General features: G+C 67.7%; 15 protein-coding genes and 1 riboswitch. Of the genes, 5 read left to right on the top strand and 10 right to left on the bottom strand.

Annotation, left to right across the window (positions count from 1 at the left end):
- Positions 1-60: 60 nt before the first annotated feature.
- Both ACJEIK_RS03595 and ACJEIK_RS03590 read left to right on the top strand, forming a co-directional pair.
- Positions 61-867, top strand: a complete 807-nt coding sequence (locus tag ACJEIK_RS03595) for a DUF6498-containing protein (RefSeq protein WP_212813156.1) — start codon at positions 61-63, stop codon at positions 865-867.
- Positions 868-884: 17 nt separating this feature from the next.
- On the top strand, positions 885-2,384 hold the full coding sequence (locus tag ACJEIK_RS03590; RefSeq protein ID WP_409431061.1) for a carboxyl transferase domain-containing protein: 1,500 nt from the start codon (positions 885-887) through the stop codon (positions 2,382-2,384).
- On the opposite strand, the gene ACJEIK_RS03585 is transcribed toward ACJEIK_RS03590, so the two are convergent.
- Positions 2,385-2,927 carry a TetR family transcriptional regulator gene (locus ACJEIK_RS03585; protein ID WP_406802176.1) on the bottom strand — a complete coding sequence of 181 codons (543 nt, stop codon included), beginning with the start codon at positions 2,925-2,927 and terminating at the stop codon, positions 2,385-2,387.
- Between the two features lie 96 nt (positions 2,928-3,023).
- On the opposite strand from ACJEIK_RS03585, the gene ACJEIK_RS03580 reads away from it, so the two are divergent.
- Positions 3,024-4,163, top strand: coding sequence for an FAD-dependent oxidoreductase (locus ACJEIK_RS03580; protein WP_409431060.1), 1,140 nt, complete (start codon positions 3,024-3,026; stop codon positions 4,161-4,163).
- A gap of 69 nt (positions 4,164-4,232) precedes the next feature.
- Here ACJEIK_RS03580 and ACJEIK_RS03575 read toward each other — a convergent pair whose 3' ends face one another.
- The 3 genes from ACJEIK_RS03575 to ACJEIK_RS03565 form a co-directional block, all read right to left on the bottom strand.
- Entirely contained in the window at positions 4,233-6,158 is a 1,926-nt protein-coding gene (locus ACJEIK_RS03575) for a primary-amine oxidase (protein ID WP_212813165.1), read from the bottom strand.
- Positions 6,155-7,621, bottom strand: coding sequence for an APC family permease (locus ACJEIK_RS03570; protein ID WP_409431059.1), 1,467 nt, complete (start codon positions 7,619-7,621; stop codon positions 6,155-6,157). The genes ACJEIK_RS03575 and ACJEIK_RS03570 overlap by 4 nt, the downstream gene beginning before the upstream one ends.
- Before the next feature lie 108 nt (positions 7,622-7,729).
- Positions 7,730-9,229: an aldehyde dehydrogenase family protein gene (locus ACJEIK_RS03565; RefSeq protein ID WP_409431058.1), complete on the bottom strand. Its 1,500-nt coding sequence runs from the start codon at positions 9,227-9,229 to the stop codon at positions 7,730-7,732.
- Between the two features lie 255 nt (positions 9,230-9,484).
- On the opposite strand from ACJEIK_RS03565, the gene ACJEIK_RS03560 reads away from it, so the two are divergent.
- Both ACJEIK_RS03560 and ACJEIK_RS03555 read left to right on the top strand, forming a co-directional pair.
- Positions 9,485-10,942, top strand: coding sequence for an APC family permease (locus tag ACJEIK_RS03560; RefSeq protein ID WP_409431057.1), 1,458 nt, complete (start codon positions 9,485-9,487; stop codon positions 10,940-10,942).
- Positions 10,939-11,691 carry an IclR family transcriptional regulator gene (locus ACJEIK_RS03555; protein WP_064860352.1) on the top strand — a complete coding sequence of 251 codons (753 nt, stop codon included), beginning with the start codon at positions 10,939-10,941 and terminating at the stop codon, positions 11,689-11,691. The genes ACJEIK_RS03560 and ACJEIK_RS03555 overlap by 4 nt, the downstream gene beginning before the upstream one ends.
- 6 nt (positions 11,692-11,697) lie before the next feature.
- Here ACJEIK_RS03555 and ACJEIK_RS03550 read toward each other — a convergent pair whose 3' ends face one another.
- The 6 genes from ACJEIK_RS03550 to ACJEIK_RS03525 all read right to left on the bottom strand — a co-directional run bounded on the left by ACJEIK_RS03550 (position 11,698) and on the right by ACJEIK_RS03525 (position 19,306).
- Positions 11,698-12,444, bottom strand: a complete 747-nt coding sequence (locus tag ACJEIK_RS03550) for an SDR family oxidoreductase (RefSeq protein WP_064860343.1) — start codon at positions 12,442-12,444, stop codon at positions 11,698-11,700.
- A gap of 600 nt (positions 12,445-13,044) precedes the next feature.
- Entirely contained in the window at positions 13,045-14,805 is a 1,761-nt protein-coding gene (locus ACJEIK_RS03545) for an NRAMP family divalent metal transporter (RefSeq protein WP_064860341.1), read from the bottom strand.
- Between the two features lie 80 nt (positions 14,806-14,885).
- Entirely contained in the window at positions 14,886-15,038 is a 153-nt protein-coding gene (locus ACJEIK_RS03540) for a hypothetical protein (RefSeq protein ID WP_165605588.1), read from the bottom strand.
- A 290-nt stretch (positions 15,039-15,328) separates the two neighbouring features.
- Positions 15,329-15,500, bottom strand: a riboswitch (M-box (ykoK) riboswitch).
- A gap of 76 nt (positions 15,501-15,576) precedes the next feature.
- On the bottom strand, positions 15,577-15,729 hold the full coding sequence (locus tag ACJEIK_RS03535) for a hypothetical protein (RefSeq protein ID WP_165605587.1): 153 nt from the start codon (positions 15,727-15,729) through the stop codon (positions 15,577-15,579).
- 260 nt (positions 15,730-15,989) lie between these two features.
- The gene (locus ACJEIK_RS03530; protein WP_409431056.1) at positions 15,990-17,606 is read right to left on the bottom strand and encodes an AMP-binding protein; all 1,617 of its coding nucleotides are present in this window, start codon (positions 17,604-17,606) and stop codon (positions 15,990-15,992) included.
- Entirely contained in the window at positions 17,606-19,306 is a 1,701-nt protein-coding gene (locus ACJEIK_RS03525) for an AMP-binding protein (protein WP_409431639.1), read from the bottom strand. The genes ACJEIK_RS03530 and ACJEIK_RS03525 overlap by 1 nt, the downstream gene beginning before the upstream one ends.
- Between the last annotated feature and the right edge of the window lie 57 nt (positions 19,307-19,363).

The raw sequence follows: 19,363 nt of genomic DNA, 5'->3' as shown, positions 1-19,363 counted from the left end.
CGATCGAGCGCCGAGCCGCGTTGCGGAGTAGCGCCGGTGTTCAGGTGCGACGATTGGCGCGTGCCGCCCAGTCCACCCGAGCAACCCCGGGCGAATCAGTTCGCCCATCTGTTGACGCTGGTCGCGGCCAACGCGATCCCCGCGGTCGGCTGGTTCACGCAGGAGTGGTCCGCGGCGACGACGTTGATCGTCTACTGGTTCGAGACCGTCGCCGGATTGCTGTTCATCTACGCCCGCGGCGTCCTGCAGCAGCGGTGGAACCCGCGCCGCGGGCATTTCCGGTACGAAGCGCCGCAGTCGAAGGGGCCCCAAGGCAAGCCCGGTTCCTTCATCAAGGGGTTCTTCTTCATCAACGCGGTGTTCTGCGCGGCGCACGGCGTCTTCATCGCGGTGATCCTGCTGATCCTGACGCACAATGGCAACGCCGAGCTCGTCGGTCTCAACTGGCGCAGTGCGGGCATCGGCTGCCTCCAGATGCTCGTCATCGTCGCCGTCGACTTCCTCGTCGACGTGCCGTACCTGCGCCGCTGGTCATTCGGCGTGCTCGAGCAGACCGCCAACCGCAGCTTCGGGCGGGTCGGGGTGGTGCATCTCGCGCTGATCTTCGGCATCTTCGCCGCCGCGGTGACCAACTCACCCGCCCGGATGTTCGGAGTGTTCGTCGTGCTCAAGACGCTGTACTCCCTCGCCTCGGCGCTGCCGATGTACGAGCCGGCCACCCCGCCGAAGTGGCTGAGCCGGGCGATGAACCGCATTCGCCGCGAGCCGGAGGGGCAGCGGTTCGAAGACATGTGGGTGAAGGATCAGGCCGCCGAGGTCAGACGCCGGACGCGAAACGACGAAGTGTGGACCGGGGCGGGGCGGTAGCCGATTAGCCTGTCCGGGTGAGTCGGACCGGAGCCCGTCAGTTCTTCGACGCCATCCTCGACGACGGATCGTTCCGCAGCTGGGACGGCCCGCCACTGGAGGTGGCCGTCAGCGACGATTACCGCGCCGAGCTGGCCGACGCGACGTTGCGCACCGGGCTGGACGAGTCGGTCCTGACCGGTGAGGGCACCGTCTCCGGTCGGCGCGTGGCCGTGCTGGCCTGCGAGTTCGACTTCCTGGCCGGCTCGATCGGGGTGGCCGCCGCCGAGCGGATCACCGCTTCCGTGCAGCGCGCGACGGCCCTCGGCTTGCCGCTGATCGCGTCGCCATCCTCGGGCGGGACGCGCATGCAGGAGGGCACCGTCGCGTTCCTGCAGATGGTGAAGATCGCCGCGGCCGTCGAGCTGCACAAGAAGGCGCACCTGCCGTACCTGGTGTATCTGCGGCATCCGACAACCGGCGGGGTGTTTGCGTCGTGGGGATCGCTCGGGCACCTCACCGCGGCCGAACCGGGCGCGCTGATCGGGTTCCTCGGGCCGCGTGTCTACGAGCACCTGTACGGCGAGCCGTTCCCTGACGGCGTGCAGACCGCCGAGCACCTGTTCGCCCATGGCGTGATCGACAGCGTCGTCCCGCTCGACAAGCTGCGCGGCGTCGTGAATCGGGTTTTGACGGTGGTCGCGGACCCGCCCGACCCAGGGATTTGTGCACGAAAATCCGCGGTGGGCGCGGAAAATCGTGCACAAATCGCTGAGGTGCCGGCGTGGGAGTCGGTGGAGGCGTCGCGGCGCGCGGACCGGCCGGGCGTGGACTACCTGCTGGCGCACGGGGCGACCGACCGGGTGCTGCTGTCCGGGACCGGGCGCGGCGAATCGGGGACGACGCTGCTGGCGCTGGCCCGGTTCGGCGGGCAGCCCGCGGTGGTGGTCGGTCAGCGGCGGGTGATCGGTGGTCTCGTCGGGCCGCGCGCGCTGCGGGAGGCCCGCCGCGGCATGGCACTTGCGGCCGGCTTGCAGCTGCCGCTGGTGCTGGTGATCGACACCGCCGGGCCCGCGCTGTCTCGGCAGGCCGAGGAGGACGGGCTGGCCGGCGAGATCGCGTTGTGCCTCGCCGAACTCGTCACGCTCGATACGCCGACGGTGTCGGTGCTGCTGGGTCAGGGCAGCGGTGGGCCGGCCCTGGCGATGGTCCCGGCCGACCGGGTGCTCGCCGCGCAGAATGGCTGGCTGGCTCCGCTGCCGCCGGAAGGCGCGAGCGCCATCGTCTACCGCGACGTCGACCATGCCCCGGAACTTGCTGCCGCGCAAGGTGTTCGGTCCGCGGATCTGTTGACGGCCGGCATCGTCGACGTGATCGTGCCCGAGGAAACCGACGCCGCCGACGACCCGGCCGGGTTCACCGCGCGGATGTCTGCCGCCATCGCTGCCGAGCTGCACGCGCTGCACACCGTGCCCGCGGCACAGCGGCTCGGGGTGCGGCTGCAGCGCTACCGGCGGATCGGCGTCCCCGACAGCTGATCAGGCCTCGTCGAGATAGCGCTGCAGCGTCGGCGCGAGCCAGTGGACGAGGTCGCCGTCGCTCATCGCGACGATGGGCGGCAGCTTGAGCACGAACCGGCACATCGCCATCCCGAGCACCTGAGTGGCGATCAGCCCGGCGCAGCGTGCGGGATCGGTGGGTTCGAGCCGCGCGATGGCGGGCCGCAGCTGGTCGGCGAAGATGCTCTGCATGCGCTGCGCCGCATCGGCATTCGTGGTCGACGAGCGCAGCAGTACGATCAGCCCCTCGTCCTGCGTCCAGCGGTCGAGGAAATGCGTGACCAGCGCAGCGCCGAGTTCGGCCTTCGGGACGCCTGACAGGTCGGGGAAGCGCAGGTCGAATTCGGCTGCCGCGGCGAACAATTGGTCCTTGTTGCCGAAGTACCGCATCACCATCGACGGGTCGATGTGCGCGTCCGCGGCGATGGCCCTGATGGTGGCCGCCTGGTAGCCGGTCGTCGCGAACCGCTCCCGGGCGGCGGCGAGGATCACGGCCTTGGTCTCTTCTGACGATCTACGCATGCCAACAACTGTATGCCAACACTTGTTGACTTCAGCGCCGAAAGGCGCAACCATTGTTATGCCAACAACTGTTGGCATACGCGGAAGGAGACGCAGATGACCGACACCGATGTCCTGATCGTCGGAGCAGGCCCCACCGGATTGGCCCTCGCCGCCGCGCTACAGGCCCGCGGCGTCGACGCCCTGGTGGTCGACCGCCTGGCCGCGGGCGCCAACACCTCACGCGCGGCGGTGGTGAACGCCCGCACGCTGGAGGTGCTGGAAGAACTGGGCGTGTCCGAACGCCTGGTGGAACTCGGCATCGAGGCGCCCCGATTCACCATCCGCGATGGCCACAGGACCCTGATCCCGGTCGACTTCAGCACGCTGCCGACCCGCTACCCCTACAGCCTGATGGTGCCGCAGTGCACCACTGAGCAGGTGCTGCTCGACCGCCTGGCCGAGCTCGGCGGCAAGGTCATCCGGCCGAAGACCCTGACCGGCGTCACGCAGGACGACCACGGCGTCACGGCCCAGTTCGAGGATGGTGAGGTCATTCGGGCGCGGTACCTTGTCGGCGCCGACGGCATGCACAGCGTCGTGCGGGAGCAGGCCGGCATCGGGTTCAGCGGCGGGCAGTACGGGCAGTCGTTCGCGCTCGCCGATGTCCGCCTCAGTGGCGACGTCACCGATGACGAGGTGATCCTGTTCTGGGCGGCCACCGGGCTGACGGTCGTCGCGCCCCTACCCGGCGGCACCTACCGGATCGTGGCACCCGTCGACTCGGCGCCCGAGGAGCCGTCCGCCGCCTTCGTCCAGAATCTGCTCGACACACGCGCCTTCGGGCCCGGCCGGGTGACGGTGACCGGCGTCGAGTGGGGCTCCCGGTTCCGGGTTCACCACCGGGTCGCCGACAGCTATCGCGCCGGACGGGTACTACTCGCCGGCGACGCCGCCCATGTCCACAGCCCCGCCGGCGGACAGGGCATGAACCTGGGCATCCAAGACGCCCTCGCGTTGAGTCAGGCGCTGGCAACGGCTTTGACGACGGGACGCGACGGCGTGCTCGACGAATACAGCGCGACCCGACGTCCCCTGGCACAGCAAGTGGTGGCCCTGACGGACCGGCTGACCCGGCTGGCCACCTTGCCCGCGCCGGTCCGCCCGCTCCGGAACCTGTTGATCGGCCTGGCCGGCCGACTCCCTGCCGTGCAGCACCAGCTCGCGTGGCGGTTGTCCGGGCTGTCCAACCGCTGAGCGGTCCGGACAACGGAAAAGCCGAGCCCGGTCTTCGGGGGTGACCAGGCCCGGCAGCTCAATTTCCGCTCAGCCGTTGCAGCAGTGCGACTTCTTCGGCGACGGTGGCACATTCAGCGCCGGGTTGCGATCGAAGAAGCTCACGGGCTTGAGCTTGAATCCGGCGTAGTCCACCGGCATCACGGGCCAGTCCTCGGGCCGCGGGAAGTGCGTCAGCCCGAAGGTGTGCCACACCACGATGTCCTCGCCCTCGATGTTGCGGTCCTGCGCGACGTACGACGGCAGTCCGGCGTCACCCGGGTGCTGGTTGACGAACTGCCCGGCCGGATACCGTTCGGCCGGATCGTATTTCGTCACCCACAGGTGCTTGGTCGCGAAGGCGGCGCGCTTGGCGATGGAGCTCGACGGGTCGGCCAGCAGCGTGGGCTGACCTTCCGGGTGCAACGCGTAGCCGACGTTCTGCCCCAGCCGGTTCTGCTTGGTGGGGTTGGTGATGTGCCAGACCCGGGCTTTGAGGTTGTCGGCGGTGCGCATGGCCTCGAGCTCGTGGGTCAGCTTGGTCTTCTGCGGGCGGAACGCGTTGCCCCACGGGTTTTCCGGGCCCATCGGAACACCGACGGCGTCGACTTCCTCGACGGTGTTGGTCAGCCCGTCGACCGCCATGTCCAGCCGCGCGGAGAACATGTGCTGGTGGAACGGCGCGCCCAGGCCCGGTGCCATCTCGGTGGAAAAACCTTCCGGCCCACGGTAGGCCGAGGCGAACACGATGCCGGTGGCCTTGGCCTCCAGCTCGATGGTGCCGTCGAGGTAGAGGTACCAGTAGAAGCCGTAGTCGTAGTTGCCGATGGTCAGGAAGAACGAGATCACCAGACGGCGCGAACGACGGACCTCGGCCATGCCGTTGAACATGTCGGTGTGCTTCCACAGCACGCCGAAGTCCTCCTCGTGCAGGCAGATTGCGTTCTTCATCAGCTTGGGCTCGCCGTTCTCGTCGGCGATGGTGACGTCGAAGTACTTGATCTCGCCGAGGCAGTCACAACCCAGTTCGAGGGCGTTGGTGTACCGGCCGAACAGGTACTCCCCCTGATCGAAGTAGTTCTGCCAGTAGCGCACCGGCGACGGATCGGCATAGGGCACCACCATCTCGGCGATGGACGCGCGGTACACCACCGGCCGCCCGTCGATCGACAGCTGATGCAGGGTCAGGCCCTCGCGGACGTCGAAGCCGAAGCGGAAAGACCAATCGGCCCAGGTGATCTGGTTGCCGTCGACCGTGAAGCTCGCGCCCTCGGGCTGGGTGATCTCGATGGGCTTGAGGTCGGTGCGGGCCGGGACGGCGTGTGGCGCGGCATCCCACTCGCCGCGTTCGGTGGGCAGCGGCAGCTCGATCTCGTCGATCACCTTGACCACCTTGCGGCCCGTCAGGTCGACGTAGGCGACGACGCCGTCGATCGGGTGCGCCCAGGGCAGGTCGGCCGCGTCGTACTGGTAGAACGCCAGCACCCGGACGATGCGCCGGCCGACCTCGTCCTCGTGGCCGAAGACGCCGGCCGACAGCGGAACCGCCCGCACGTCAGCCGGATTCAGCTTGCGTTTGGTCATGGCCTCGATCCATTCGGGGCAGTCGAGCAGGAACGCCTCGATGTCCTCGAACTCCTGATCCAGGATCGGCACGTGGCCGTCGCGGGTGCTGTCGATCGCTACCTCGCTGACGACGCGGCCCTCGGTCACCGACACCACCAGATCGGAGCCCTGGCCGGTGGCCCGGTCGAGCAGCAGCACCCGGGCGCGCCGGTCCATGGCGTCGCCGGGGCGGAAGGCCAGCACCTCGCTCTTGTGCGGCTCCTCCAGTGCGACGAACACGAAGCGGACGCTGTCGCCGAGCAGGCCGTGCGCGTCGACGATGCGGCGTGCCGCGCGGATTTCGTCGGCGCTCAGCGGGGTGAGCGGGTGGTCCGGAACTGTGGTCACCTGAGGTTCAATAGTGGCAGTCATCGTGCGATCTCCTTTGCGATATCAGGGTTTTCGTTGTGTTGAGTTCCGGCGTGCGGCCGCATCAGCGCGACCACGATGCCGCCGGCGAAGGCACCGACCAGCAGGACGCCGATGATCGCGGCCAAGGTTCCGGAGCCGCCGACCAGCAGCGGCAGGTTGATCGCCGTCAGCACCGAAAGGACTGCCAGACCGGCGAATCCGAGGCTCGGTGCGGCGACGGTGTGCCACGGCCGGGTGTCCAGCCGGGTGCGGCGGAAGTAGACGACGACGGCCGCGGACGTCAGCGTCATCAGCACCACGATGCCCACCGAGGCGGCGCCGACGAACCAGGTGAACACCTGCGTCACCGGGTCCAGCCCGGCCAGGACCGACGCCGCGACCAGCACCAGCGCCGAGAGGGTCTGCGCGAACGAGGCGATGTGCGGGGAGTCGTGCCGCGGGTGCGAGCGGCCGCAGCGCTCGGGCAGCGCCCGGCTGTTGCCGAGCGAGAAGATGTAGCGGGCCAGCACATTGTGAAAGGACAGCAGCGCCGCGAAAAGGCTTGTGATCAAGAAGATCTGGACCAGGTCGCCGGCCACCGCACCGACGTAGTGGGTCGCGGTCTCGGTGAGCATTGTCGCGGGGTTCTTCGTCGCCTCGTCGACCGCACCGGCGTCACCCCACGCGCTGACGAGCGCCCAGCTGCTCAGCGCGTAGAAGCCACCGATCAGCAGCAGCGCGGCGTACGTCGCCCGCGGGATGGTCCGCACCGGGTCGCGGGCCTCGTCGCGGAACACCGCCGTCGCCTCGAAACCGATGTAGCCGGCCAGCGCGAAGATCAGGGCGATGCCCGGCGCCCCGGAGAAGAAGTTGCCCGAGTACAGCACCGCCGTCGAAAGCCCTTGTGCGCCGCCATGTCCGATGACGGCGGCGTTGATCACCAGCACGATGCCGACCTCGCACACCAGCAGGACACCGAGCACCTTGCCCGACAGCTCGATGTGCCGGTAACCCAGGAACCCAGTGACCGCCATCATCAACAGCGCGTAGAGATACCACGGCACGGCGGGTCCGCCATGGGCGGTGACGAGCTCGTTGATGGACGCACCGATGTAGCCGTACACCCCGACCTGGACGGCGGTGTACGACAGCAGCGCCAGGAACGCGGCGCCGAGCCCGGCATGCCGGCCGAAGCCGTGGGCGATGTAGGTGTAGAACGCGCCGGCACCCGTGATGTGCCGGGCCATGGCGGTGAAGCCGACCGCGAACAGCAGCAGCACCGCGGTACAGATCACGTACGACCCCGGGTAGGCCGCCCCGTTGCCGGCGGAGATGCCGATCGGGAAGGTGCCGGCGACGACGGTCAGCGGGGCGGCGGCCGCGACGACCATGAACACGATCGCCACCGGACCTAGGCGGCCCGTCAACCGGTTGGGCTGAGCGCCGGTGCTTCGACCGGCATCGAGAACTGCGTCAGTTGTCATGACAGCACCTTCGCTGGAATTGAATGTAAATTGGTTGCGGTGCGGTAAGGCTTGAGTGAGTTCAAATGAGAATTGCCGAATGGGCAAATTCTCATTTGACGCCGAAATTCACAGCGCGATGTTGATGGCTTTCGTCTGGGTGTATTCGGCGATGGCGCCCTCGCCGAGTTCGCGGCCCCAGCCCGATTGTTTGTATCCGCCGAACGGCAGGGCGGTATCGAACGCGTTGTGGCAGTTGACCCACACCGTGCCGGCCTTGATCTGCTGCGCCACCCGGTGCGCGGTCGAGACGTCGCGCGTCCACACGCTGGCGGCCAGCCCGTAGGGCGTGTCGTTGGCGGCTTCGCGCACACCGCGGTCGCGGTTGAACGGCACCGCGACGGCGACCGGGCCGAAGATCTCCTCCTGGTAGACGTTGAAGTCGCGGTGCACGTCGACCAGCAGCGTGGGCTGCACGTAGAAGCCGCTGTCGCCGTGCCGACCGCCACCGGCCAGGGGCCGCGCGCCCTGCGCGATGCCGTCGTCGAGATAGCCGGTGACCTTGGTGAGCTGCTCACGCGAGACCAGCGGGCCGATGTCGTTGGTGGGGTCGAGTCCGGGCCCGATCCGCAGGCGGGCGGCGTGCTCGGCGACGCCCTGGGTGAACTCGTCGAAGATGGCGTCCTCGACCAGCAGTCGGGTGCCGGCCGTGCACGTCTGACCGTGGTTGAACAGGAATCCGCTGGCCACGCCGGGGATCGCGGCCTCGAGATCGGCGTCGGCGAAGACCACCTGCGGGCTCTTGCCACCCAGTTCCAGCGAGACCTTCTTGAGGTTGCCGGAGGCGGCGTTGACGATCTTCTTGCCCACCTCGGTGGACCCGGTGAAGGCGACCTTGTCGACGCCGTCGTGCGCCGACAGTGCCGCGCCGACGTCACCGAAGCCGGTCAGCAGGTTGAACACCCCGGCCGGGACGCCGGCCTCGGCGATGACCTCGGCGAGCAGCACCGCGGTCAGCGGGGTCTGCTCGGCAGGCTTGAGGATGACGGTGTTCCCGCAGGCCAGGGCCGGTGCGACTTTGAACGCGGCCATGACCAGCGGGAAGTTCCATGGGGTGATCTGGGCGCAGACGCCGACGGGCTCACGCAGCGTGAAGGCGTGGAACTTGGCGCCCGGCGCCCAGGGCACCGACACCGGGACGGTGCGGCCCTCGATCTTGGTGGCCCAGCCCGCGTAGTAGTAGAAGATCTCCGCGGCCCAGGTGACGTCGACGGCCTTGGCGACCGCGACGGACTTGCCGTTGTCGATGCTCTCGACTTCGGCGAACTGATCGGCCCGGGCCGTGATGCCCTCGGCGATGCGCCAGATCATGCGCTGCCGCTCGGCGGGCGTCATCGCCGGCCACGGGCCGTCCTCGAACGCCCGGCGCGCTACCCGCACCGCCCGCTCGACGTCTTCGGCGCCGCTGTGCGGGACCGTCGTGATGACCTGCTCGGTAGCCGGGTCGACGGTGTCGAACCGCCGACCGGACACCGATTCGACCCACTGTCCGTCGACGTACATCTGCTGCGGACGGGAAATGAATTCGACGGTCCGCGGGTCCAGATTCGTGCTGAGCGTGGCTGTCATGGGAATCATGTTTACGCCCCGATGTGGTGCGCGTCACCACTAATTCCGAATGGGTATCTCGCGAATTCCGATTCTCATTTGAAATGGCTCCGGAATTCCCATTCGAGCCGGCCGATAATCGCAGTTCGCGTCCACCATGAGATGCGGTCACGGGGTCTTTCGGGACGGTGCGGCGCCCCGATTCTCATTTGAAGATTTTGGATGTTTACCCGACAACGCTGTCGGGACCATCGGCGATCGGCTACCTTCCGACAAATGGGCCCCACCAGAACCATCCGGAGCCGCTCGCCGGTCGCCGGGCTTCAGCGCGCACAGCTGACGTTCACGCAGGTTCTGGGGCAGTCGGTCTCGGCGGTGGCGCCGTCGGCGGTGATGGTCACCCTGCCCGCGCTGGTCCTGCCGGCGGCCGGCCACACCACGATCGCGGTGTTCATCCTGACCGCGCTCATGATGACCGCGGTCGGCTACTGCATCACGCAGTTCTCCACCCGCATGGTCGCGGTGAGCGGGCTGTACAGCTATACCGTCAAAGGCCTCGGCCCGGTTCCCGGTATCGCGGCGGGCTGGTCGCTGGTCGTCGGCTACGCCGCGGCCGCGATGGCGAGCGCGCTCGGCGCGGCCAGCTACCTGGCGACGCTGTTGGGCCGCGTCGGGGTACCGGCAGGCAAACCCGTCATCGCCGGCCTGACCGTATTGGTCGGCGCCGCGGCGCTGATCCTCATGACGCGCGGCATCAGGCTGTCGGCGCGCATCTCGCTGGCCGTCGAACTGTTCGCGATCGTGGTGGCCGGGGTGGTGCTGATGATCGCCTTCGGCGGAGCCGTGACCGGCAGCGCCGCATCATCGAAAACCGTCGCCGATGCGCCACATTCCGCGCTGGGCTTCGCTCTGCTGCTCGCCATCACCTCGTACGTGGGCTTCGAGAGCGCCAGCACTGTGGCCCGCGAGGCGCAACGCCCGTTCGTCACCGTCACCCGGGCCATCCGCTGGACGCCACTGGCGCTGGGAGCGCTGTACACCTTCGCCGCCGTCCTGCAGACCACGGGCACGATCCAGACCCGAACCGGGTCGACGCCGATCGTGCTCTCACTCCCCGACTCGGCCGACACCTTGGCCGGCGCACTGTCCGTGGCAATGGAAGTCGGCATCACCGCGTCCTGGATCGCGTGCGTGATCGGTTCCACCACCGCGTTGTCCCGGACCCTGTTCGCGATGGGCCGCGAGGGGCTACTGCCGGATGCACTGGGCCATGCCCATCCGCGCTATCGCACACCGCACGTCGCACTCAGCGTCGCGATGCCGGTGATCGTCGCGGTGCCGGTCGCCTACCTGTTCGCCGCGGACTCCAGCCGCGACGTCCTCATCGGGCTGCTGGCGGTGTCTGCCCACGGCTACATCGTGGCGTATCTGCTGGTGTGCCTGGCCACTCCGGCATTTCTGCGCCGGATCGGCGAGCTCACCACGGTGCCGCTGATCGTCGGGCTGGCCACGGCCGTCACCATGATCGCCATCATCATCTGGGCTGCACTGTCGGTGGCGTCGCCGGTATGGATCGCCACCGCGGTCTACTCCGCGCTGCTGGCACTGGGGTTGGCGGCATTCCTGGTTCGCCGCCGCCGGGTGCCCGACCTCGCCGAACGGGTCGGGGTGTTCGACGAGACCGTCGCCGGTGACGTTTTCGCCGACTACAACCCGTGGGAGGTGCGCCGGTGAGCCCCGCCGACGGCGCGCTGTCCGGCCGCCAGCCCAAAGCCGTCCAGAGCGCCCTCCAGGTGCTCGAGGCCGTGGCGCTGGCCGGCACGGGTGTCACCGCGAAAGACATCGCCGAGCACCTGTCCATGCCGTCGGCCACCACCTACCGGCTGCTGAATCTCCTTGTCGCCGACGGCTACATCGTGCGGCTGCCGGACCTGTCGGGGTTCGCGCTGGGCCCGCGGATGGGCCTGCTGATCGACGCCGCGGTCTCCCCCACCGTTTGCACCAAGGCCCGCGAGACGCTGGCCGAACTGCGGCTGTCGGTGCGGTTCGGGGTGCACCTGTTCTACTTCACCAACACCTCGGTGCGACTTGCCGACGCCGACAGCGAATATCCGCCGCCCGCAGACGAATCGGTGCTCAACCGCCACCTGCACGCCAGTGCCGTCGGAAAGCTGCTGCTCGCCGAGAAGCGTGATGCCGACACGCTGCTGGCCCTGACCCCGGCGGCGCTCACCGACCGCACCATCACCTCGAAATCCGCTCTGGCCGAACAGCTCGCCGAGATCCGGGAGTGTGGATACGCCGCGCAGACCGGGGAACTGCGGGCCGATTCGGCGTGCGTCGCGGTGCCGGTCCGGTCCGCCACCGCGACCCTGGTGGCCGCGGTGGCGATGTCCGGACGGGCCGAACAGGAACAGCTTCTGCGGAAGCAGGTTCCGGCGTTGCAGGACTGCGCGACCCAGTTGGCGCCGCTGCTGGCGTGATGGCGCTCAGAAGGGAATCGACGCGATCATCGCCCCGGCCCCGGTGACCAGACTCTCCTTCTTCAGCGTCGTGCCGAAGTACTTCGCGTGCGGGTCGATCACCACCCGCTGATCGTCGTGGCGGAGCGCCAGCACCTCCCGAGCCAGCCTCGAGAACGGGAACTTCTCGGGCCCGCCGATGTTGATGACGTGGTTGCGCGGTGGCTCAATCGCGACCTCGGCCAGGTACGCCGCCACTTCGTCGGCCGCGATCGGCTGGATCAAGGCATCCGGCACCCGCACATCGTGCTCGTCACCTTCATCGGTGTCGGCCTCGACCACCATCGAATCGACTATGGCCCTTGCGAACTCGTGGAACTGCGTGGCACGCACGATCGTGTAGGGCAACCCCGACGACGAGATGATCCGCTCTTGCGCGGCCTTGGCCCGCAGGTAGCCGCTGTCGGGCAGTCCGTCGACGCCCACGATCGACAGTGCGACGTAATGGCCCACCCCGGCCGCCCGGGCCGCGGCCACCAGATTGGTGGTCGCCCTGACGAAGAAATCCATCACCTCGTCCTCTTCGAAGGACGGCGAGTTGGTGACGTCAACAAGGGCGTCTGCGCCCGCCAGGGCTTTGGCGAGGCCCACGCCGCTGAGCACATCGACACCGGAGCGCCGGGACGCGGCGACCACGTCCTCGCCCTCCCGGGTCAAGAGGTCGACCAGCAGTTTCCCGATGAGGCCACTGGCCCCCATGACTGTCACCTTCACTGTGCCAACACCTTTCGTCGTCGCCACGCCGACCCGAGAGTCGGACACTCAGCCTACGTCGCCCGGCATGCCGAGGGGCACGAATCTGCCGTCCGGGACGCCTGGACCGGCGGCAGCGTACGTCCCGTATCGCTGGACGACGCAACACAATTGGTGCCACTGCCGGCGTCACGCTTCGCCCGTCGGCGGGGCCTCCGGCGCTGGCGATCAGCTGTCGCCAGGTTCCTCGACCCGGGACACACCGTTTGCGGAATTGACGCCCACGTCGGTACTGTGCGACAGTCGTCGGGAACGAATCCAGGTACGCACAGCAATGCAATGCATCGGACGGTCAGCATGGTAAATCGGCTGCTCACAGTGCATGATTTGGTCGTTCTGCTGCAGTCGGCAAATCAATTCGAGTTGCTGCTCACCGCGGCGGCCGGGACGGCCTCGATCGTCACCGCTGTGCGGAGTTCGGCAGCTGACGTTGCTGGCATCGATCCGGAGCGCCGGCACACGGACCTGTGCACCTGCGGGGACGGCGACCCTTCGAACTGTCCGGCACGTGACTCCCTGTGAGCCGGGGCGCGGCGCCACCGGCACCGCGCCCCACCACAGTCAACCGCTGATGGCTTCGGCGACCTTCACCCCGACCAGCACCACTGCCACCAGCAGATAGCCGCGTAGCGCGACCATCCCGGCTACCCGCAGCGGTGACCAGGCGGGCCGATCGAGCGTCTCCAGCGCAGGCGTGCGGAAGCTGTCGCGCTCCTGGCTCCGCAGTGCCTTGCGGACCTTGCGGTCGTCTGGCTCTTCATCCAGATCCTCCACCTGCTCGGGATCCAGGCCACCCAACTCGGCGGCCACCTGGACAGCGTCCTGCTTCCGCTCCCGCCGCCGAGACCGCAGCGTCACCCCCGCGATGGCGCCGCCACCGAGCACGCCGACGGCAACCCCGGCCCCAAAGCCCCATTCCAGCTGTCCGGCAGTCAGATTCGGGAAGAACGTCGCCGCCGTCAGCGCCAGTGACAACAGCACCAACGCCCAGACGATCACGCCCGCCATGATGTTCTGCCGCATGGTGTTGACCCACGGCCCCAACACCGCCTTGTCGTTGCACAGCAGCACCAGGAACACCGTCGCCGACGGCAGCAGCACCCCGGCCAGCGCCTGCACGCCCTGGGTGAGCAGCCCCAGCACGTGGTCCGGGCTGAACGACACCGCGGCGGCCACCGCCAACAACGCGGCGTAACCCAGGTAGAAGGCGGGCGCCTCACTGACCTTCCAGTGCAACGAGTGCCGCTTACCCATGGTGTCACCCAGCGCGTACGTGGTGGCGAGGCCGACGGCGTTGGCCCCGATGAGCGACGCGTCCAGCAGCAGGATCGCGAACAGTGCACCCGCCGTGTGCGACACATGCCGGCCCAGCTGGGTTGCCACGTCACCGGCGTCGGTGAAGTTGCCGGCCGCGGCACTGCCGCCCAGCCCGAACGCCGCGGCGGCCATGATCGCGACCGCGCCGACCATCACCACGACGATGCCGATCCACAGATCGACCCGCTCGTAACGAATCCACTTGGGGGTCAAGCGCTTGTCGACGATGTTGGACTGCTGGAAGAACAACTGCCACGGCGCCACCGTGGTGCCGACGATGGCAACGATCAGCAGCAACAGCGTCGAGTTCAGGCCACCCGGGAAGGACGGGATCAACCCGTGCGCGGTTTCCGACACCGACGGGTGGACGATGAACGCCAGCGGGAAGATCACGATGTTGATGGCGATCAGCGCGAAAATGAAACGCTCCCAACGGCGGAACGAACCACCGGCCACCACGGCGAACAGCAGGACCGCCGCGAGCGGCACCGAGATGGCCTTGGGCAGCCCGAAGTAGTTCAACGCCATGGACACCCCGACGAATTCGGTGACGATGGTCAGCGCGTTGACGATGAACAGGTCGCCGACGCTGAAGGCACCCCAGAACTTGCCGAATCGCGCGAAGATCAGCCGGGCGTGCCCTACCCCGGCGACGGCGCCGAGCCGGACCACCATCTCCTGGTTGACGTAGAGCACCGGAATCAGCAGCGCCAGTGTCCACATGAGCGCCGTGCCGTAGTTCTGGCCGGCCTGGGCGTAGGTCGCGACGCCGCCGGCGTCGTTGTCTCCGACCATGACGATGAGGCCGGGCCCCATCACCACCAGCAGCATCTTCAGTCGCTGCCGGCGGCTGCGGCCGGTGGTGGTCTCGTCGGTACGGATGGTGCCGAGCGCGCCGACGATGTCGCCGACGTGCGCGGTGTCGAGCACCGCGGTGCTTGGTGAATCACGTTGCCGCACTGACGTATCGCCGGTGGGGCGCGGGGTACGAGCGAACAGGGCCATGTCGAGATTCCTCTCGGGAAAGGCAGCACAGCAGGGGTCCGTCCACCGGAACCGGTGGACGGACCGTGCGGCCGAACGGGTCAGAAGTGGGGGTGCGCCCCGAGAGAAGCCGAGATCACCGCGAGCGGCGTCTGCGACATCTGAAGGTTGTGCCGTTCCTGCGGCGTCAGGTGCGTGCGGGTGTGCACCAGCCGGGCGAGACGACGAACTGGATTAGCGCGGAATACGGTCATGACAGTGCTCCTGTCGGGTCAACCCGCGAGCCTGCCTCGAGCAGCGTCGTTCAGACAGCTGAACCGCTGATACGTCGGCAGGGCAGCAGGGATTTCACAAAATGCTGAATGTGCTTGGAATGAATACGTTCTCGTTCCGGACTGGAACTCGGACTATCGCCGGGTAACATCTGTGCCCCTCACCTCCTTGCCGCCGAGCCTCCGCAGAGGCATCTGCTGTACATGACAACACAAAAGGGAGAAGGCGAGTGCCCGCCAGGCCGTCAAGAACCTGTCACGATTCGGCACCGCTCACACCCCTCTCGTCAGAGCTTCGGCACTGGACGACGTAATCCGCTGGGCGGATAGCCACTTTGGGTAACCCCTTAATCCGGGGAGACCTGTCCTGACCCTGGGCGTCTCTCGACGTCGTGGGATCAGTGGCTTCTGTTCGTTCAGGAGCCTCGCCTAGCGAGGTGCTGACTTTTGGAAGATAGACCCGGCAATTGGGGCCCGTCAAGTTGAATAAGTGCTCCGGCGATCGGGTTACAGCCCCGGATCAGCGCTCCAGGTGCGCTCCGAGCGACGCCGAGATCACCGCAAGGGGCGTATGCGACAGCTCGAGATTGTGGCGTTCCTGCGGGGTCAGATGGGCGCGCCGGCGCACCAACTTGGCTACCCGGCGGACAGCGGCGGTACGAAAAACGGTCATGATGCGCTCCTGTCGACGTCTGCCCCGCCGGCCCGAGAGTGTCAGGGGGCCGGATAGACAGACCTTTACCCACAATGACAGCACGCAAACGTAAACATGACAGGTGATCAAACTGTCAAAACCGTGTTAAGAATTTCGCCTGATGGACAGCCGCTCACCAGGGGATTCTCGCTCCCATCGCCGACATTGGGGTCATCGCGAGCACGGATTACGCGGAAATCGCGTCGACTCTGTAGCCCGGCCGCGGCGCAGGAGTGCGCTCACTCCAGCCCGAAGATCCGGATGCTCTCGGCTCGCATGTCGACCTTGCGGACCTTGCCGGTGATGGTCATCGGGAACTCGTCGACGATGTGCACGTAGCGCGGGATCTTGAAGTGCGCCAGCCGATCCGCGGTGAATTCCCGGATAGCGGCGGCGTCCAGCGGTGCCGCACCCGGCCGCATCCGCAACCAGGCGCAGATCTCTTCGCCGTAGCGGGCGTCGGGCACGCCGATCACCTGGGCGTCTTCGATGTCCGGGTGGGTGTAGAGGAACTCCTCGATCTCGCGCGGGTACACGTTCTCCCCACCGCGGATCACCATGTCCTTGATGCGGCCGACGATGGCGCAGTAACCGTCCGACCGCATCACCGCGAGATCGCCGGTATGCATCCAGCCCTCGGAATCGATGGCCTCCCGGGTCTTTTCGTCGTTGTCCCAGTAACCCAACATCACCGAGTAACCACGAGTACAGAACTCCCCCGGCTCGCCGCGCTCCACCGTCTCGCCGGTCTCCGGGTTGATGACCTTGACCTCCAGGTGCGGATGCGCCCGCCCGATCGTCGCGGTGCGGCGGTCCAGATCGTCATCGATCAGCGTCTGGCAGGACACCGGCGACGTCTCCGTCATGCCGTACGCGATGGCCACCTCGGCCATGTGCATGTCGGAGACGCAGTGCTTCATCACCTCGACGGGGCATACCGAGCCGGCCATGATGCCGGTGCGCAGGCTCGACAGATCCCGCCCGGCGAACGACGGGTGGTGCTGCATCGCGATGAACATCGTCGGCACCCCGTAGACGCCGGCGCACTGCTCGGCTTCGATGGCGTCGAGCGTCGCCGCCGGGTCGAAGCCGGGGGCCGGAATCACCACGGCCGCACCATGAGCCATGCAGCCGAGCACCCCCATGACCATGCCGAAGCAGTGGTAGAACGGCACCGGAACACACAACCGCTCGCCCGCTCGGAGGTTGATGCCTTCCGTCGTGAAGTAGCCGTTGTTCAGGATGTTGCGGTGCGACAGCGTCGCACCTTTCGGGAATCCGGTTGTGCCCGAGGTGTATTGGATGTTGATCGGGTCGGTGTTGGCCAGCGTGGCCTGCCGGGTCGCCAGGGCATCGGCACCGACGGCCGCACTGTCCGCTCGCAACCGGTCCCAGTCCGCGCCGTCCAGGAAGACGACGTCACTCAGGCTGGGAACCTGCGGACGCACCTCGGCGATCATCGCCGCATAGTCGGATGTCTTGAACGACGTCGCCGAGACCAGCACGCGCATCCCGGATTGGTTGAGCGCGTAGACAAGTTCGTGCACCCGGTACGCCGGATTCACGTTGACCAGGATGGCGCCGATCTTGGCCGTCGCGAGCTGCGTCACGATCCACTGCGCGCAGTTCGGCGACCAGACGCCGACGCGGTCACCCTTCTCGATGCCGCGGGCCATCAGGCCGCGCGCGATCAGGTCGACCTCGGTGTTCAACTCGGCGTACGTGTACCGCAGTCCCTGCCCGCGGTCGACCAACGCGAGAGTGTCCGGATGGGCCGCGACGGTGCGCTCGAAGTTGGCCCCGATGGTCTCTTCCAGGATCGGGGTGTCGGTGGGCCCCGCGTCGTAGCTCAGCATCAGTTCACCAGGTCCTCATAGCGGTATTCCGATGCGATCGGGGTGCCGGCCGCATGCGCTTGATCTTCGCGCTTGCGCAGGTCAACGCGCCGGATCTTGCCGGAAATCGTCTTGGGGAGGTCACCGAACTCCACCCGGCGCACCTTGAGGTACGGCGCCAGGTGGTCACGGGCGAATTCCATGATGGACCGCGCCGTGTCCGCGTCGGCGTCCCAGCCCGTGGCCAGACAGACGTACGCCTTCGGCACGGCGAGCCGGGTGTCGTCGGGCTGCGGCACCACCGCGGCTTCCACCACCGCGGGATGCTCGATGAGCACGCTCTCCAGCTCGAACGGCGACACCTTGTAATCCGACGACTTGAACACGTCATCGGTGCGGCCGATGTACGTGATGTAGCCGTCGCTGTCACGGGAGGCCACGTCGCCGGTGTGGTAGTAACCACCCGCCATGATGGCCGCATTGCGTTGCGGGTCAGCAAGATAACCAGTCATCAGGTTGAGCGGCTCGGACCTGAGGTCCAGGCAGATCTCGCCCTCGTCGGTGAGCTCACCGGTCACCGGGTCGACCAGCACCACCGGCACGCCCGGCATGGGCCGGCCCATCGAGCCGGCCTTGACGGGCTGCCCCGGGGCGTTGCCGACCAGCAGGGTGGTCTCGGTCTGGCCGAAGCCGTCGCGGATGGTCAGCCCCCAGGCGTCCTGCACCTTGGCGATGACATCGGGGTTCAGGGGTTCGCCGGCGCCCAGAATCTCGCGCAGCCCTTCGGGTTTGGCGCCGAGGTCGGCCTGGATCAGCATCCGCCACACGGTCGGTGGCGCGCAGAACGTGTTGACGCCGGCGCGACGCAATTGGCCCAGCAGCGCAGCGGCGTCGAAGCGGCTGTAGTTGTAGACGAAGATCGTCGCCTCGGCGATCCACGGCGCGAACACACAACTCCAGGCGTGCTTGGCCCAGCCCGGCGAGCTGATCGCCAGATGGACGTCGCCGGGCGTCACCCCGATCCAGGCCATCGTGGACAGATGGCCGACGGGGTACGAAATCTGCGAGTGCTCAACGAGTTTGGGCTTGCTGGTGGTGCCCGAGGTGAAGTAGACCAGCAGCGGGTCGTCTACCTCGGTGACCGCGGCGAACGGTCCCGCCGAAACCACGTCGTACGCGTCGGCGTAGCGGTGCCAGCCCGGTACCGGATGCCCGACGACGATCCCGACGTACTGCCCGTCCACGGACGCGAACTTGTCCGCATCGGCCGCATTGGTCACCACGAAGCCCGCCCCGCCACGGGTGATCCGGTCGGCCAGGTCGGCCGGGCCCAGTGCCCCGGTCGTCGGCATCACCACTGCGCCGAGCTTGGCCACCGCCAGCATCGACTCCCACAGCTCGACCTGGTTGCCCAGCATGACGATGACGCGGTCGCCCTTTCCCACGCCCAGCGACTGCAGCCACGTCGCGACCTGGTCGGACCGGTCGGCCATCTCGGCGAAGGTGTAGCGCTGCTCGTCACCGCCTTCTTGGGTGATCCAGAGCGCCGTCTGCCCGGCCCGTTCGGGGCTGCGGGCGATGACGTCGAACCAGTCGGTGGCCCAGTTGAAGGCCCCGGTCAGCCGCGGCCAGCTGAACGAATCGACGGCCTGCGCGTAGTCACCGATCGATGCCACGAGGCGGTCCCGCGCCGCTCGGTACTGCTCGGTGTTGGTGGTGATCCCAGCGTCTGTCGCCATGAACGTAGGATCTACGTCACACCCCTCCGCCCGCTACCC

It is taken from the genome of Mycobacterium sp. SMC-16 (assembly GCF_046250085.1).
In the GTDB taxonomy this organism is placed as follows: Bacteria; Actinomycetota; Actinomycetes; order Mycobacteriales; family Mycobacteriaceae; genus Mycobacterium; species Mycobacterium phocaicum.
The sequence above is the reverse complement of the archived record's forward strand: the minus strand, read 5'-3'. Positions and strand labels throughout refer to the sequence as shown.